This is a genomic window from Paenalcaligenes sp. DL 463 (assembly GCF_057475185.1).
Map to the genome: position 1 here is coordinate 1,480,498 of NZ_JBYBKX010000001.1, position 17,224 is coordinate 1,497,721.

The 17,224-nt window shown below is 50.1% G+C and carries 11 protein-coding genes; 10 read left to right on the forward strand and 1 reads right to left on the reverse strand.

Annotation, left to right across the window (positions count from 1 at the left end; all coding sequences use genetic code 11):
* The first annotated feature begins 116 nt into the window (after nucleotides 1-116).
* The 5 genes from AC2UZI_RS06915 to AC2UZI_RS06935 all read left to right on the forward strand — a co-directional run bounded on the left by AC2UZI_RS06915 (nucleotide 117) and on the right by AC2UZI_RS06935 (nucleotide 10,874).
* A complete protein-coding gene (locus tag AC2UZI_RS06915) occupies nucleotides 117-6,011 on the forward strand; it encodes an alpha-2-macroglobulin family protein (protein WP_486943073.1) in 5,895 nt (1,964 codons plus the stop codon).
* Nucleotides 6,012-6,014: 3 nt separating this feature from the next.
* Complete coding sequence (gene pbpC / locus AC2UZI_RS06920; protein ID WP_486943074.1) at nucleotides 6,015-8,264, forward strand: penicillin-binding protein 1C; 2,250 nt, start codon at nucleotides 6,015-6,017, stop codon at nucleotides 8,262-8,264.
* A gap of 99 nt (nucleotides 8,265-8,363) precedes the next feature.
* Nucleotides 8,364-8,981 carry a SecDF P1 head subdomain-containing protein gene (locus tag AC2UZI_RS06925; RefSeq protein ID WP_486943075.1) on the forward strand — a complete coding sequence of 206 codons (618 nt, stop codon included), beginning with the start codon at nucleotides 8,364-8,366 and terminating at the stop codon, nucleotides 8,979-8,981.
* Between the two features lie 9 nt (nucleotides 8,982-8,990).
* Complete coding sequence (locus tag AC2UZI_RS06930) at nucleotides 8,991-9,437, forward strand: hypothetical protein (protein ID WP_486943076.1); 447 nt, start codon at nucleotides 8,991-8,993, stop codon at nucleotides 9,435-9,437.
* A gap of 141 nt (nucleotides 9,438-9,578) precedes the next feature.
* Complete coding sequence (locus AC2UZI_RS06935) at nucleotides 9,579-10,874, forward strand: aspartate carbamoyltransferase (protein WP_486943077.1); 1,296 nt, start codon at nucleotides 9,579-9,581, stop codon at nucleotides 10,872-10,874.
* Between the two features lie 74 nt (nucleotides 10,875-10,948).
* Here AC2UZI_RS06935 and AC2UZI_RS06940 read toward each other — a convergent pair whose 3' ends face one another.
* Nucleotides 10,949-11,851, reverse strand: a complete 903-nt coding sequence (locus AC2UZI_RS06940; RefSeq protein WP_486943078.1) for a recombination-associated protein RdgC — start codon at nucleotides 11,849-11,851, stop codon at nucleotides 10,949-10,951.
* Nucleotides 11,852-12,315: 464 nt separating this feature from the next.
* On the opposite strand from AC2UZI_RS06940, the gene recA reads away from it, so the two are divergent.
* The 5 genes from recA to sucD all read left to right on the forward strand — a co-directional run bounded on the left by recA (nucleotide 12,316) and on the right by sucD (nucleotide 17,014).
* Nucleotides 12,316-13,404: a recombinase RecA gene (gene recA, locus AC2UZI_RS06945; protein ID WP_486943079.1), complete on the forward strand. Its 1,089-nt coding sequence runs from the start codon at nucleotides 12,316-12,318 to the stop codon at nucleotides 13,402-13,404.
* A 5-nt stretch (nucleotides 13,405-13,409) separates the two neighbouring features.
* Nucleotides 13,410-13,943, forward strand: a complete 534-nt coding sequence (recX, locus tag AC2UZI_RS06950) for a recombination regulator RecX (protein ID WP_486943080.1) — start codon at nucleotides 13,410-13,412, stop codon at nucleotides 13,941-13,943.
* Nucleotides 13,944-14,297: 354 nt separating this feature from the next.
* Nucleotides 14,298-14,876: a DUF2889 domain-containing protein gene (locus AC2UZI_RS06955; protein ID WP_486943081.1), complete on the forward strand. Its 579-nt coding sequence runs from the start codon at nucleotides 14,298-14,300 to the stop codon at nucleotides 14,874-14,876.
* Between the two features lie 74 nt (nucleotides 14,877-14,950).
* A complete protein-coding gene (sucC, locus tag AC2UZI_RS06960) occupies nucleotides 14,951-16,111 on the forward strand; it encodes an ADP-forming succinate--CoA ligase subunit beta (RefSeq protein WP_486943082.1) in 1,161 nt (386 codons plus the stop codon).
* A 21-nt stretch (nucleotides 16,112-16,132) separates the two neighbouring features.
* Nucleotides 16,133-17,014 (forward strand): succinate--CoA ligase subunit alpha, encoded by an 882-nt coding sequence (gene sucD, locus AC2UZI_RS06965; RefSeq protein ID WP_486943083.1) that lies wholly within the window; start codon nucleotides 16,133-16,135, stop codon nucleotides 17,012-17,014.
* The last annotated feature ends 210 nt before the right edge of the window (nucleotides 17,015-17,224 follow it).

A 17,224-nucleotide genomic window follows, 5' to 3' on the forward strand; every position in this document is an offset into this window, starting at 1 on the left:
GGTATAAACCCTATAGCATACCTATTTATAAAGTAGGTGTGGTTGTTTAATGTACGCTACGCTGGAAGAGACGATTCGCCACTGTGAGATCTAGACCCATTAAAAGTGTGTGTGCTATGAAACAACTTCTTTTGCCCAGTGTTTTATTTTTGATGGGTACTACGTTAGCGGTCGCCGAAACCGCGGTACAGGTTTCACGCTTTACTCCACAAGGTTATACGCCTAACTTGAAAACGGTGGTGGCAGAGTTCAACGCCCCCGTTCATGCGTTGGGCGACCCGACCCAAATAGCCCCTTTTGTCGTGCATTGCGATGACCCTGCATTAAGCGGAGAGGGTCGTTGGCTGGATGATCGGCGTTGGACCTATGCGTTTACCGAGGCCCCTTCCGCGGGGGTGACGTGTCAAGCCAGCACGAATGCTGCATTTGCCGAGACGCAGGGTGTCAACATAAAGGGCCCGAGTCGCTATACATTTAGCTCGATGGGGCCTGAGCTACAAAGTCAGCGTCCTTACTATGAAAACATCGCAGAGGATCAGGCTTTTGTCCTGCGCTTTGCTACGCCTGTGAATTCCGCCCAGTTGACAGCACTTGCGTCGTGCGAAATCGAGGGGCTGGGGGAAGCCGTCCCCGTAAAGCTGCTGACTGGAGAAGATCGTCTAGCGATTTTGTCGGCATCAGTTTATGATTTTGATCCAGATGACGACTCGGCGGCGGATCAGGTGCTGCAATGTCAGCGTACCTTGCCCCCAGGCGCCAAGGTTTCGGTGCACATTGCGACGGGGCTAGCGACTGCTATTGAAGGTAGGGCGGCGGTAAGCTTGGTCAGTCCAATCTCGTTAGACTTCACGGTGCGTGATCGCTTTAGTGCTCAGTTACTGTGCGAGCGTACAAAGGCGGATGCGCCTTGCCATCCTTTATTGCCGATACGTGTCCGTTTTACGGCGGATGTGCCCCCAGAGCAGCTGGCTCAAATTCGCTTACGCTCAGAAAGCGACGAATGGGCTCCTGCGATTGAGGACGACAGTGATTATGTATCCGGTCAATCGATGGCTTACTTTGAAGGCCCGTTCCCGGCTGAACAGACATTGAAGCTATGGTTACCTGATGACTTTAGTGACGAGGATGGCCGTTCATTACAAAACGCTGAGTCGATCCAGTCGGTACCGCTTGCAACGGCGGACTACCCCCCATTATTGAAATTCGCTTCGGGTAACTTTGGGGTGCTTGAACGTTTTGCGCACGTTGGGAGTAAAGGGAATGAACTACCAACGGTTCCCTTAAGTGTGCGTGCTGTGGAATCTGAATTGCAAATTGATGGCGTCTCTATTCCTGCAGGCGAGATCTCCTCGATCGTGACCGATGATGATGTAGAGGTATTGGCTTGGTGGAATCGTCTACAGCGCTTAGGAGAGTCCAGTATTGCAAAAGCGCATTTTCAGGCCATTGTCTCAGGGGCCGAATACCGTTATCGCTCAGACGCACCCCGCGTGGATGTGCGCACGCTGTCACTTTTTGATCATTTAGGAATAAAAGCCACCTCTCTTAAACTGCCACAGGCTCCCCGTGCTGACGAGCGACCTTTCGAGGTGATTGGTATCCCTGTCGCAGAGCCGGGCTTTCATGTTTTAGAGGCAAAGTCCCAAAAATTAGGCGCTGCTATGCTTGAGAATGAGCAGCCCATGTACGTGCGCACTAGTGTATTGGTAACCAATTTATCGGTGCATATGAAGCAGGGGCGGGATGATTTTCTTGTTTGGGTAACGACTTTAGACGATGCGAAGGTAGTGGGTAATGCCTTTGTCAGAGCATTGGATTGCGCTGGCGAGGAGCTGTTTAGCGGCTATACCAACGAGCACGGCGTATTGCATGTGGGGCAAGCGGTGTCGCAGCGCTATTGTCGCGCGACGAGCAGTAATGCGATTTATGTGTCGGCTCGTATTCCTGCTGATCACCCTCAGGCACTGGGTAAAGCTGATTTTGGTTTTGTGCTATCGGACTGGAATCAAGGTATTGAATCGTGGCGATTTAATGTCCCCGTCGGCTATGGCGTCAAACGCGATACCGTAGCGCATACCATTTTAGATCGTAATTTATTTCGCGCGGGTGAAACCGTGCACATGAAGCACCTCATGCGCAGTCAGTCCCGAGAGGGCTTAGTTAACCCGCAACGAGATCGTTTAACCAACACCCTGCGCATCACTCATGATGGGACAGGGCAAAGCACGGAATTACCGTTGCGCTGGGATATCGCTCCACATTCTGGGGCAGCCGCTTATTCCAGTTTCGAGTTACCTAAAGAGGCCAAGCTAGGCCGTTACAGTCTTGCGTTAACAGGTGAAAATAACTGGCATCGAACCGGTAACTTTAGGGTCGAAGAGTTCAAACTGCCCTTACTGGCAGGGTCGATCAAAGTGGCGGATCAGAGCCTATCGCCCATTTTAGTAAAGCCTGAGCAGATTACGGTCGATATGCAACTGCATTACTTATCTGGTGGGGCTGCCGCCCAGTTGCCGGTTACGGTTTCTGCCGTTTCGCGGCGTTATCATCCAACATTTAATGACTATCGCGAGTACTCGTTTACCGATCGTCGTCGCTTTTTCTCTGAGGATGCAGGGCCCGCGGCAGAGCAAGTGTTGTTTCTTGATAAGTACCCAGCCGTATTAGATGACGAGGGAGGGGCCCGTATTACGCTGGACAACGCGCCGCCTTTAGCTCAGCCTGAGCAGTGGGTTTTCGAAGCCAGCTTTGCAGATCCGAATGGGCAATTACAAACTTTGACCCAGCAAGCGACGGCGTGGCCTGCTCATCATGTCGTGGGGCTATCCACCCCATCGTGGGCTAGCGCTCAAGAGCCTGTACGCATAAAGACGGTGGTCCTCAGCCCCGAGGGTACGCCGCAGCCCGATCAGAAAGTGAGGTTACTGGCTGAGCAACGTCAAATTATGACAGTGCGCAAGCGCATGGTAGGGGGCTTCTATCGATATGATAATCATGAGGAGCACACGGATTTGGGTCAGCTTTGTCACGGTGTGACCAATGCGAAGGGCGAATTCGAGTGCGAAGTAGAGCTTGATACCTCAGGTTCCATTACCGTTGTCGCCGAAAGCGTAGATGAGCTGAATCACGTGGCGAAAGCCTCCAGTACTCTCTGGTTAAGCCGAGGCGAGGCTTTGTGGTTTGGTGGGGAAAATGATGATCGTATTGATTTAATTCCTGAGTCGAAAGTTTACGCCCCTGGTGACACGGCAGAATTCCAAGTCCGTATGCCTTTTGCGCAGGCAACGGCATTGTTGAGTGTGGAACGTGAAGGCGTACTGGATTACCGCATTATAGAAATCAGTCGTGACAATCCCGTTATCCATCTGCCGATTAAGGCAGAGTGGGGGCCTAATGTCTATGTGTCGCTTTTGGCGATGCGTGGCCGTGTGCGTGAGGTGCCATGGCAATCTTTTTTCTCATGGGGTTGGAAACGGCCGACTGAATGGTATCAAGCATGGAGTGATCAATCAGCAGTACCTGTTCCTACCGCTACAGTGGATTTGGCAAAGCCATCTTATCGTCTCGCTTTGGCGGCGATCGATGTGCGTACGGATGAAAACCAGTTGGACGTGAAGGTAGAGGCTGATCGTGGCCAATATCGTGTGCGAGATCAAGCGCAGGTCACGCTTAAGGTGACGCTGCCGGATGGGACGCCTGCGGCGGGAGGGCGCGTCAGCTTTGCGGCGGTTGATGAGGCCTTGCTTGAGCTTTCTCCCAACCCAAGTTGGGATACGTTGACGACTATGATGGCTCCTCACCGATATGGTGTCGATACGGCGACGGCGCAGTCGGAAGTGATTGGTCGACGACATTATGGTCGTAAGGCTGTTGCAGCAGGCGGGGGCGGGGGGAGCGCACCGACTCGAGAGCTCTTTGATACCTTGTTGCTTTGGGAACCTGATGTAGCATTGGATGAGCAGGGCGAAGCTCAGCTTAGTGTGCCGTTAAATGACAGCTTATCGAGTTTTCGTTTGGTGGCCATGGCAGAGCATGGCACACAGCGATTCGCTAAAGGTGAGACAACGATTCGTACAACACAAGACCTTCAGCTTGTTTCAGGGCTTCCCTTAGTGGTACGTGAAGGTGATCAATACGAGCCGACGTTCACTGTCCGTAATAGCAGTGATCGCGATATGACAGTCAGTATCGAGGCGCAGGTTTTTCGCGATGACACACTTATCGAGAATTTAGCGCCAGTAACAACTCAAATTTTGGCTGCTAAAGCGCAGCAGGTTCGTTGGCCGATGCGTGTTCCGCAGAATCAGCATGGTGAACCGGAGTCGACGTTATCGTGGTCTGTGTCTGTTAAAGAGCGGGATCCAGTCGCTACGGAAGAAGGCATGGCTGTTGACACCTTAACCGTATCGCAAAATGTGTTAACGGCGAACCCTATTCAAGCTCAGCAAGCTACTTTGATTCGCGTTGGCGAGCGGGACAGTTACGGGGTGGAGATAGCGCCGCCGGCCAATGCGTTAAAAGACGATACAGGCGCTGTGTTAGGGCATCTTGCTATTCAGTTGCGTTCCAGTCTGGCCGGAAGCATGCCTGAGGTAAGGCGGTGGCTAAGTCGTCGTACCTACACCAGTTACGAGCAACGAATCTCAAAGGCTGCTGGATTACGAGATTTATCACGTTGGAATCACGTATTGGCAAGTATCGATGCTTATTTGGATCGAAATGGCCTGATTCGCTATTTCCCTAGTACATCGGTTTCAGGTAGTGATGTGTTAACGGCGTATGTGTTGAGCGTGGCCGACGAACTTGCGCAACAGGACGCTCGTTTTACGCTTCCTGAGACGGCAAAGGAGCGTATGTTAAGCGGATTACAGCAGGTGGCTTTAGGCAAAATTAAGCCAGAGGTGTGGGACGCTAATCATCGAGGAGTGCCGCGACAGTTGATGGTGCTTGAGGCCTTAGCTCGGTACAACATGGCACAGGCAACCATGTTGGATAACATGAGTATGACGCCCGAGCGTTGGTCCGTCGAGATGTTGGTCGATTGGTTACGCATTACAGATCAAATCACGTTGTCAGAGTCGATGGCTGAACAGCGACAGCACGTTGTTGGCTTGTTGCGATCGGCGCTGACTGAGCGTGGAACGGTGTTGGTGGTCTCAGATACTGAGGTGGCAGCACCTTGGCTAATGCGTAGTGATGTCACCGCACAGGCCCGTTTACTGCTCTGGGCGCGAACGCAGGCAGACTGGGGTAACGATGTTGCTCGCTTAATGCAGGGATTGGTAGCAAAGCAGAAAAATGGACGTTGGCGCACCACCACGGAGAACGTATGGGCAACAATTGCTCTTCAAGGCCGCACCTCCACCGTGTTGACGCAGAGTTCGATCAGTGTCGAGGGCGAAGACGTTGAGCTGATAGATTGGACGGCACAATCAACCACGGAAGGGGTGAAGGCGGTGGATCTTGAAGTGCCATGGACGACATCTACAAGAAGGCTTAGCGTTGATAATCTTGAGGGTGGCGAGTTATGGGTGTTGTTACGGTCATTAGCGTCGGTTCCAGTGACGAAAGCCGTAGAATCAGGCTATGCGTTGCAGCGCGAGCTAAGTCCGGTGAGCCAAAGCTCTCCCGAACGGTGGGCTGTGGGGGACACCTATAAGGTGCGTTTGACCCTACAGGTGCAATCGCCCATGACATGGACAGTGATCAATGACCCTATTCCGGCCGGGGCCACTATTCTCGGTTCGGGCCTTGGACGAGACTCTGTCATTGCGCAGGGGGGGCATGAGCGTCGTTACTCTGCTGGGTCTGTACCCAGTTATGTCGAACGCTCTGCTGAGGCCTATAGAGCGTACTTTGCTTATTTGCCAGTAGGCACTCATTATCTGGAGTACACCGTGCGGTTAAACACCTCAGGTGTTTTTAATTTACCCGCCACGCGAGCAGAGGCGCTTTACGAGCCTGATGCCTTTGCTTTGGTCCCAAATACGCCTTTTACGATCGAGCCGTAGCCAATGGTTAAGCATTGGTTGTTAGGACTGTTGACAGGGGGGCTAGTGCTTAACGCCGCTGTAGGCAAAGGTATGGTGCCTTATGAAGCGTTAAGCTTACAAAACCCCTCTTCTTTCTTTCAACTGCTCGATCGAGAGCAGCGTCTGATTCACGAGTTGCGTACCGATTTTAATAAGCGACGTGGTAACTGGTTAACGTTAGACCACGTGTCGCCGGCTTTGCAGCGAGCCATTTTAGCGTCCGAAGACCAGCGTTTTATGCAGCACAGGGGCGTAGATTGGTTGTCAGTCGCTGGCGCAGCATGGTCTCATGTTGCAACCCCAAGGGGGCGTGGTGCTTCCACGCTGAGTATGCAGTTAGCGGATTTATTGGGACAAAGCACAGGGCGTGGACCGCAAGGCAGAACCCTAAGTGGAAAGTTAAATCAGGCTTATGCCGCTTATGAAGTCGAAGGGCGGTATGACAAGTCAGAAATATTTGAAGCGTATTTAAATTTAGCCCCTTTCCGTGGCGAAATCGTCGGAGTGGATGCGTTAGCTAGGGTGTTGTTTCAAAAACATGCATCGGGCCTGAATATGGCCGAGGCAGCGCTAGCCGCCGCCATGTTACGCGCACCGAATGCGAACAAGATTGTGCTAACACAAAGGGCCTGTGCGGTACTTGTTCAATTAGGTCGACCTGAGCTATGCCGTTCATTAGACGGTATTGCAGCGGCCGTTATTCATCGAGCTCATGCCCCGATGTGGGATGCGGTGCAACTCGCCCCTCATTTTACTCAACGTTTTTTCCGTTCGGATGTGCGTGCGGGTTTGCCGACCACGGTGCCGAGTACATTAGACCGTGATCTGCAAGAAACGGTTCAGCGCATTGTGTATGCGAACTTGCATGAGCTGCAAGAAAGTCGAGTAAACGATGCGGCAGTGGTTGTACTCGACAATGACAGTGGTGAAATACTGGCCTATGCTGGCGCTAGTTCGTTTTCTGAAGCGCCTGAAGTGGATCATGTGGCGGCTCGACGACAAGCGGGCTCAACGCTGAAACCCTTTCTTTACGCCCTTGCTATTGCAGACCGCCGGCTCACGGCCGCGTCACTGCTCGAAGACTCTGCTCTTAGCCTGAATACGCTGAATGGTTTGTATGTGCCGCAAAATTATAATTTGCAGTTCACGGGTTGGGTCTCGGCACGAAAAGCGCTGGCGTCTTCGCTAAACATTCCCGCGGTTCGGGTACTAACACTGATGCCCATTCCGGATTTTTGGCAGTTGTTACGTTACTTAGGGCTGCCTTTGCAGCAAGACGCAGATTTTTATGGGTACAGCTTAGCGTTGGGCAGTGCTGATGTAGATCTTCTGTCGCTCACGAATGCGTATAGAACGCTTGCTAATTTGGGCTGTCATAGTGCTCCTGTTTGGAGAAGAACCACAGTTGTTCACAAATCTTTAGCTTCTTCCGATGAGCTAAGTGATTCGAATTGTAACGTTGGTGGGATGGCCGAACAGCGGAATGACGTTGACCCAGTGCAGCCCTCGTTAAAACGGGCTTTGCTCGATCCTGCTGCGGCATGGATTGTTTCTGATATGTTGTCAGATCGCCAAGCGCGTGCTTATACCTTTGGGTTGGATAGCGCCTTAAGCACACCGTTTTGGACGGCCGTGAAAACAGGTACCAGCAAAGACATGCGAGACAACTGGGCAATAGGGTACAGCAGTCATTATACGGTGGGTGTTTGGGTGGGAAACAGTGATGGTGAGCCCATGATGAATGTCTCAGGAGTGAGCGGGGCTGCCCCTGTTTGGCATGAAGTCATGCGCTACTTGCACAGCGAGCACACGTCAACACCGCCATTGCCTCCTCATAATGTGGTCAGCACTGCACTGCGATTTGAAGGGGTCGCTGAGCCGGACCGAAATGAGTATTTTTTGGCAGGAACAGAGTTCGACCTTGTAAAGCGAGCAGCTGTTGATTTACAGCTCGGACAAGAGCTCATACAGATGGCACAGATTGTGTCTCCCGTAGCGGGTACGGTTTATGCTTTTGATCCTGACATTCCTGCTGAGCATCAAAAAATTAGATTGGCGGCGAGCAGGGACACCGACTTGATTTGGAAATTTAACGGTACGACGGTTGCAAATGGTAGCGTTGCTTGGTGGCCGCTCACGCCAGGTCGCTTTATTATCGACTTATTCGATAAGCATGAGCGACATTTAGATCGTCGCGAAATTATGGTGCGGGGAGCCAAACTCTTGCATTAGGTTTAATAAACGTTCTACTGCGGAACATATTGTATTAAGCTGTTAAACTTTTTACCCCGTACAGCGCTTACAGTAACTTTGAAAATAAGAGGAAGTATTATGCACAGTAAACGATGGATCAGCCGTATTTTTGCTTCGATGGGTTTGGTTGCGCTGGCCGCGTGTCAGACTGTGCCCCAACAGACGGACACGGCAGCTCAAGCGCCAGCGACAGGCCAGCCTCAAAGCGCAGTAACGCCAGAGGCATCCGCGCAGCAAACAGCGCCAGAACAGCAGATATCCCCCGTATTGGTATTCTTAGCCGACACACAATCGCAGCCAAACTGGGTAGAGGTTGATATTGAACCCAATGGCAAACTGTATGTACAGCCCGAGGCGTTTATTGGTGTAGAGGACTTAATGAGTGTCGAGGCAGGGCGTAGTGAAGCAGGTGATGGATTGCTGGCTTTAGATTTGAACCCACAGGCAGCCGCACTACTAACGAAAGTAACCTCAGAGAATATTAATAAGCGTTTAGCGCTAGTTGTGGATGGAACTATGCTGGCCGTACCGGGTTTTTCTGAACCGATTTCGGGTGGACGTTTGGTGTTCATGGTTGGGTCAGAACAAAATGCGTTAACCGCCGCCCGTATTATTGCAGGCGAAGGTGCTACACCTGATCGTGGACCAAATGCTCAGCCTGCTACCAACACTGCACCAAGCATTCCTGCACAATAGAGAGCGGCGTTGACACACTCTACGGGTATTGCGGCTTATGGCACCTTAATAAGCCGAAGCCTGCATATCGGTTTCTACAGTGTGGTCGTGCTGAATGCCGGCGGACTATTTTTGGTTCTATTAGCAGCCTTTGATACTGTTCCGTCGGTTTTTAGCCCGATGTGGTTACGCATGCCATTACTTATTTATGTAGTGGGTGTGCTATTTGCTTTTATGGGTTTGTTTTGGACCCATTTGCTTAGTGTTAGCCTATTGGCTCAAAGTGTGGCTGGACGTCTAGGCCGAGGCCATTGGCTGCCTATGCTGTGCGCCACCTTGTCTTACGGTTTAAGTCTTCTTGCTTTTGTAGCCGGCTGCTGGCTCAGTGTCGCCTTAGCGGGCGTAGCAAGCTCACACGCTACTACGTCTTACGAACTTCCAAAAAATCATCCTCCTGTTGTTCCAAGATACGAATAAATGTCGTGTTTTCGCGAATTTCTACTCGTTTTGGACGACTCCTTCATCGAATTGACAACGGCGCTCGCTTTTATCAAGCAACCTAAATAAAATATACGCAATGCGTATATTTTTGTTTATGTTCTTTATAAAGGAACTGCCATGGCCGTCTCCCAACAGGTGTTTTTACGCGACGCAATGCGTCGCTTGAATCTGACTCGTGATATTTTCGCAGCGCGTATCGGTGTGAAGCGTAGAGCATTGGATACTTGGCTGCTACCCGAAGGGTCGCAAGAGTTTCGTAGTATGCCCGAGGTAGTACAGCGATTCGTCACCGAAATCGTAGAAAATGAATTGCTATTGGCTAAATATGCGCAGAGCGCACAGTCAGGCCCTTTACGCGAACGTATTGCCACTGGGGGGAAGCATCAGTTACTGTCAGTAGAGCAATTTACACGAGAATCGGTAGAAGAGCTTTTTAGTGTGGCTGATATCATGCAACCCATAGCACGCCGACAAAAGGTTTCTAGGGTTCTTGAGGGTGCAGTACTTGGTAATCTATTTTTCGAGGCCAGCACACGGACTCGTGTCAGTTTTGGTGCGGCATTTTGCCGTTTGGGTGGTTCGGTTTGTGACACCACTGGCTTTACGTTTTCATCCATGGCGAAAGGCGAGTCCATTTATGACACCAGTCGAGTAATGAGCGGCTATGTTGATGCCATGGTGATCCGTCATCCTGAGCAGGGTTCAGTCGCTGAATTTGCTAGGGCGACCAATATCCCCGTTGTGAATGGGGGGGATGGAGCAGGTGAGCACCCGAGCCAAGCATTATTAGACCTCTACACGATCTTGACCGAATTCTCTCGGTTAGGGAAATTGTTGGATGGAGCTCATATTGCTGTTACTGGCGACTTAAAGTATGGGCGCACTGTGCATTCGTTGGTGAAGTTATTGGCCCTTTACAGAGGGTTAACGTTCACGTTGGTCTCTCCGCCCGGCTTAGAAATGCCTGACGATGTCATTGAGCAAGTGGCCAAACAAGGTAATCACGTTATCGAGCAACATCACTCTTTGGAAGAGGGGATAAAAGGGGCGGATGTTATTTATGCCACGCGTGTGCAGAAAGAGCGCTTTTCTGATGAGCAGCTAGAGGGCTACACCTCTGACTTCCAAGTGAACAAAGATGTGGTCGATCGTTGTTGTGGTCCTGACGTTATTGTGCTGCACCCACTGCCACGAGATAGCCGAGAAGGGGCACATGATTTACACGTGGATTTGAATCACGACCCGCGTTTGGGAATTTTCCGGCAGGCGGATAATGGTATCCCTGTACGAATGGCCATTTTTGCGGTGTTGTTAGGGGTAGAGAATTTGGTGCAACACTCAATGCGCGATGTGACGTGGAGTCCACCTTCACACATTGGACCTGAGGATGCCGTGTTCCACGGAATGTACTAATTTTTCAGCTGCTACATAAACTAACGCCATGCTAAGCATGGCGTTAGTTGTGTTAAGACGGCGTTATCCTTGTGTTAAACGACGGTTTTTTCACCGCCTAAGGCTTCAATCAGATCATTGAGCATCGGGGCTAATTCGGCGGTCATCAATGTCATATCAGAGTCAAACAGTTCCGACTCATCACCTGATAGAGACTCGTTTTGCTCTTTCAGTACATCCAACGGGGCCAGTCGTTTAACTTCTAGCCCATCCGTTAGTACAAATGAAATTTTGTCATTCCATGTGAGCGCAAGGCGGGTGCATTGCTTGCCGGATTCGATGTGTTTACGTACCTCTTCGATATCGATGCTGTGACGAACGTAGCGCACGACAGCCCGACTCTCGCTGGTTGAGCGTAGTTCGGTGTCTTGGTCAATGCTGAAGTTGCTAGGGGCTTGATCTTCTGCCAACCACGACGTCATGGCAGAGGCGGGCGACAGTTCGGTGTACAACGGCAAAACGGGGAAGGGGTCTAAGCTTTTAGCCAGTAAGCCCATGACCTCGTCACCGGTGGCAGCCGCTGCTGCATCAACAATTAACCAGTGGTTTTTGGTGTCAATCCAGATTTTGGTGTCGCGATGAATACTAAAGGCTCGTGGCATGAGCTCGGTAATGACTTGCTCTTTGATTTCACGAACCTGCTTACGCCCCGGCTTGTACCCTTGCTCATCTTCGATGTCTCGCGCTTTAACGCGGGTGACTTGGTTGATGACCGTAGCGGGAAGCAGCTTCTTTTCAGACCGTACGCTGATTAATAACTGACCATTAAGGTTGTGAACTAAAGGGCCGCCTTCGCGAGGGGCGATCCACCCCACACTAACGGGGTCTTGACTGGTTCCTGGTTGGAAACTGTGGGTTTCTAAAGCGCTTTCTAGCTCATCAGGCGTGTAAGACCAAGCTTGGGAAAGACGGAAAATACGTAAATTTTTAAACCACATGAACAATACTTTAGGATGCAGCCAAAGCCGTTGGTAGCGATACCGCTTTGACAAATGAGTGAGAGAATGGAGGTTGATTGTACGCCCAAATTTATCTCTGTCGAGCGCTTAGCGTTGGTCTAAGCTTAGCAACCTTGACCTTCGTTGACAAAGAATTGAGCCGTGTTTAACCAGCGTTGATCCGGCGCATAGTACGGGAAGTAGGCGTTTTGATCCAGAGTGACTTCTACGTTAGCGCCCCCTTTTTTCTGTCGCGTATGGCCTAATTATGTTTAGGTGTGCAGACACAAAAATTAACGAAAGTTGTAATCGTTGCTTGATAGCCTATGGCAAGTCAGATTATTTTACTTTACTGGTTATCTGTGTATTTATACAGTATAATTTAAGATTCGCTATTTAAGGTCAAAATTGTATGATGTGGCCTGCACGACTTTTTCCGTATATTTATATTCAAGGAATCCTTCATGGACGATAAACGAAGCAAAGCTGTTTCAGCCGAGCGTAGCAAAGCCCTCGCAGCTGCTTTGTCTCAAATCGAGAAGCAATTTGGTAAGGGCTCGGTCATGCGCTATGGCGACAACCAAGTCGAGCACGATATCCAAGTTTGCTCAACGGGCTCACTGGGGTTAGATATTGCCTTGGGGGTTGGGGGCTTACCGCGTGGCCGAGTGGTTGAAATCTATGGCCCTGAGTCTTCCGGTAAAACAACGCTTACGCTACAAGTTATTGCTGAAATGCAAAAAATTGGTGGCACCTGCGCTTTCGTTGATGCCGAGCACGCGCTTGATGTTCAATATGCTCAAAAAGTGGGTGTGAATATTAGTGATTTGCTTATTTCACAGCCTGATACGGGTGAGCAAGCCTTAGAAATCACCGAGGCTCTCGTACGCTCTGGCTCTGTAGACCTTATTGTGGTCGACTCTGTAGCCGCCTTAACGCCTAAAGCGGAAATCGAAGGTGATATGGGCGATTCCCTACCCGGACTACAGGCACGACTGATGAGTCAAGCCTTACGTAAATTGACCGCCACCATCAAACGCGCTAATTGCATGGTTATTTTTATTAACCAAATACGCATGAAAATTGGGGTCATGTTTGGTAACCCTGAAACGACCACAGGCGGTAACGCACTGAAATTTTACTCTTCAGTCCGCCTTGATATCCGTCGCATCGGTTCAATTAAACGTGGCGACGAGGTTGTCGGTAATGAAACCCGTGTAAAGGTTGTTAAAAACAAGGTGGCGCCTCCCTTTAAGCAGGCAGAGTTCGACATCATGTATGGCGCGGGTATTTCTCGTGAAGGCGAAATTGTTGATCTAGCGGTGCAGGCAGGTATTGTTGATCGTGCAGGGGCTTGGTATAGCTACGAAAGCACTCGAATTGGTCAAGGTAAAGACAACGCCCGCGAGTTTCTGCGAGAGAATCCCGTTATGGCGCGCGAGATCGAGAATCGTGTGCGTGAAAAGTTTGGTGTTGTGCAAATGGCAGCGGCAGAGCCTAAAGCGGCTGAGTCCAAGCCAGAAAGTGTAGATAGCCCTGAAATTAAAGACTAGTTTTTATGGTCTACGATAACGAGCCTTTCGAGTCCGATCCTGACGAGTTTGCTGAACGTTTAGCGACGTCTCACAAGCCTGCAGGGCCTTCTTTGAAGGCTCGTGCTATCGATTTCCTTTCTCGTCGTGAGCATTCCCGCGTAGAGTTACAACGCAAGCTAATGCGGTATAGCGATGATTCATCCGAGATCGAGTCACTGCTTGATCAATTAGAACGTGAGAAATGGCTATCAGACGAACGTTTTGCTCAAAGCTTGCTTAACCGCCGGGCCCATAAACTGGGTTCTCGGCGTATAGCGCAAGAGCTACGTCAGAATGGGATTGATGCCGATAGCGTTACAGAGCTGCTTGAGTCCTTAAGTGGCTCTGAATACGAGCGCGCTTATGAGGTATGGGAGCGAAAGTTCGGTGCTGCGCCGCTTGACCAAAAAGAATACGCGCGCCAATGCCGTTTTATTCTAAGTCGTGGTTTCAGTAGCGATATTTTTAATAAGATCATCAGCGCTGCTAAAAAAGACGCAGCCCAATCTGATCGGTAATTATAAAAGCGAACTTCATTAAACGCTTGAATGTCACTCAGGGTTTCAAAGCAAGTACGTTTTGCTTGCTCTAAAAATGCTTTGACATAGCCCGAGTCATGATCTTCGGTACGCACGGCTGCGTATAAATCTAGCCAAATGCCGTTCTCAGCCAATTTGACCGTGCGTCGCCATCCATATTTTTAGCGTCAGACTTTCCACCTGATAAGTCTGCCACGCTATACCTTAGTATTACTACAGCTTATCAGCACTGAATGCCTACAAAAATGAGTTCTTGTCTAGTTATACTCATGATACGAGGTGCGTTATACTCTTTGAATCATTCTGTACTTTGCCGCTTTAAACCCTTAATACATGCCGCTTCCTCCTCCTTCCGCCTCACGCGAAGCTCTACATACTCGAACCATTCGCGCGCAAGCTTTCACGCGCGCTGACGGGCAATGGGATATCGAGGCTCAGCTTACTGATATCAAGGCTTATGATTTTCCTGCCGCATTTGGTGGAACGCATGAGGCCGGCAAGCCAGTACATCATCTATTATTGCGAATCACGATAGACAAAACGTTCACGATCACTGAGGCTGTGGCGGCTTACGATGCTGCGCCTTACGGGGCGGCATGCACCGCGATTACGCCAACGTATCAACAGCTTATCGGCTTAAATTTAGTGAAAGGGTTTCGTCGTGCTGTGCGTGAGCGATTTGGCAGAACGGCTGGATGCACCCACATGACAGAGTTGACTGATGTCCTGCCTACTGTTGCGATTCAGTCCATGGCAAATCGTGTGCATAGCCCTAATCCTCCCACCGGAAACGAGGCGACACGTCCGTTTCATGTTGATGGCTGCCATGCTATGCATAGTTCGGGCGAGGTGGTCAAAGCGAAATATCCCCGATGGTACATTGAGCCTGAAACCGTTGAGGTAGAAGCGTAGATTGGTTCCTAATATTTTGTCGGCACGCCGACTCTAGTTTTTTTTAATGTGTTTTTAAGACTGACAGGTAATAAATGAAAATTCATGAATATCAGGGCAAAGCACTGCTACGGAAGTACGGAGTGGTTGTACCACGCGGTAAGCCGGCATTTTCCGTTGACGAAGCTGTAGCCATCGCTGAAGAGTTGGGTGGACCCGTCTGGGTAGTTAAAGCACAAATTCATGCCGGCGGTCGAGGTATGGGTGGTGGTGTTAAATTGGCACGCTCAATCGATGAGGTTAAAGAGCTGGCGAATGAAATTCTAGGTATGCAACTGATCACGCATCAGACCAGCCCTGAAGGACAAAAAGTACGCCGCTTACTCGTTGAAGACGGTGCAGACATCAAAACGGAATACTACGTAGGGATCGTCACTGATCGCGAATCTCAGCGTGTTTGCGTGATGGCCTCAGCTGAAGGTGGTATGGAGATCGAAGAGGTCGCTGAAAGCAATCCCGATGCCATTCTTAAGGTTTTTGTTGACCCTGCCACAGGATTAACCGATGAAGAGGCCGTAGGTTTAGCCGCAGGTATTGGTATTCCTGAAGCTTCTCAAGCCAAAGCGGCTGCTGAGTTCCAAAAGCTTTATAAAGCTTATTGGGAAACCGATGCGTCACTGGCTGAAATTAACCCGCTGATTCTCACCGGCTCTGGTGACATCATGGCCTTAGATGCGAAGTTTAATTTCGACACCAATGCTCTTTACCGTCAACCTGAGTTGGTCGAATACCGCGACTTGGACGAAGAAGATCCCGCTGAAATCGAAGCGAGCAAATACGACTTAGCCTACATTCAATTGGATGGCAATATCGGATGTCTAGTAAATGGTGCTGGTCTAGCGATGGCCACGATGGATACCATTAAGTTGTTCGGTGGAGAGCCAGCAAACTTTCTGGACGTAGGTGGTGGCGCAACAGCAGAAAAAGTTACCGAAGCCTTTAAGATCATGTTGTCTAACCAAGAAGTGAAAGCCATTTTGGTGAACATTTTTGGTGGCATCATGCGTTGCGACGTCATTGCAGAAGGTGTAATCGCTGCATGTAAAGCCGTGAACCTTAACGTGCCGCTCGTGGTGCGTATGAAAGGCACCAACGAAGAACTAGGTAAAAAAATGCTTGCCGACTCCGGTCTGCCCATCATCAGTGCCGACACGATGGCTGAAGCAGCCACTAAAGTCGTTGCCGCAGCCAAATAAGTACGGGAAAAGGTTTAATAAATGTCGATTCTAATCAATAGAGACACAAAAGTTATCACGCAAGGTATTACTGGTAAAACAGGCCAGTTCCATACACGCATGTGCCGTGAGTACGGTAATGGCCAAGAGGCCTTCGTTGCAGGGGTAAACCCAAAGCGTGCAGGGGAAGACTTCGAAGGTATTCCTATTTACGCTAACGTCAGCGATGCTCGTGATGCGACCGGTGCTACGGTTTCGGTTATTTACGTTCCACCAGCAGGCGCAGCAGCGGCTATCTGGGAAGCGGTTGATGCCGATCTGGATTTGGTGATTTGTATTACTGAAGGTATTCCTGTGCGTGACATGCTTGAGCTACGCAATCGCATGCGCGCCGAGAACAAAAAGACCTTATTGCTAGGTCCTAATTGCCCCGGTTTAATCACTCCCGACGAAATTAAAATCGGTATTATGCCTGGGCATATTCACCGTAAAGGGCGTATTGGCGTGGTAAGCCGTTCAGGTACGCTGACTTACGAAGCGGTTGCTCAGGTGACCGAGCTTGGTTTGGGCCAATCCGCTGCGGTGGGTATTGGTGGTGATCCGATCAACGGTCTTAAACATATTGATGTATTGAAAATGTTTAACGACGATCCAGAGACCGATGCCGTGATCATGATTGGTGAAATTGGTGGTCCAGATGAAGTCAACGCTGCATTGTGGGCTAAAGACAATATGACTAAGCCTATTGTTGGGTTTATTGCTGGTGTGACAGCGCCTCCAGGAAAACGTATGGGCCACGCCGGTGCGCTAATTTCTGGTGGTGCCGATACGGCTGATGCCAAGCTTGAGGTTATGGAAGCTTGCGGTATCCGTACTACTCGCGATCCATCTGAAATGGGCAAACTGCTTAAATCCATTCTGTAAGATCGGTGATAAGTAGGCGCTAATTTTATGAACCCATAAAATCAGCGCAGCTTCGTTAAAACACCCCGTTGCTTCATCTAGCACGGGGTGTTTTCTCTTTCTTGGAACCCCAACCCTCTTACTTTACTGTTTGTGATCAAACGGTATTTAGTATACAGTTTGCCTTGGTTGTTTTTCGTCATCAATGGCGCAAAGCAAAACGACATTACG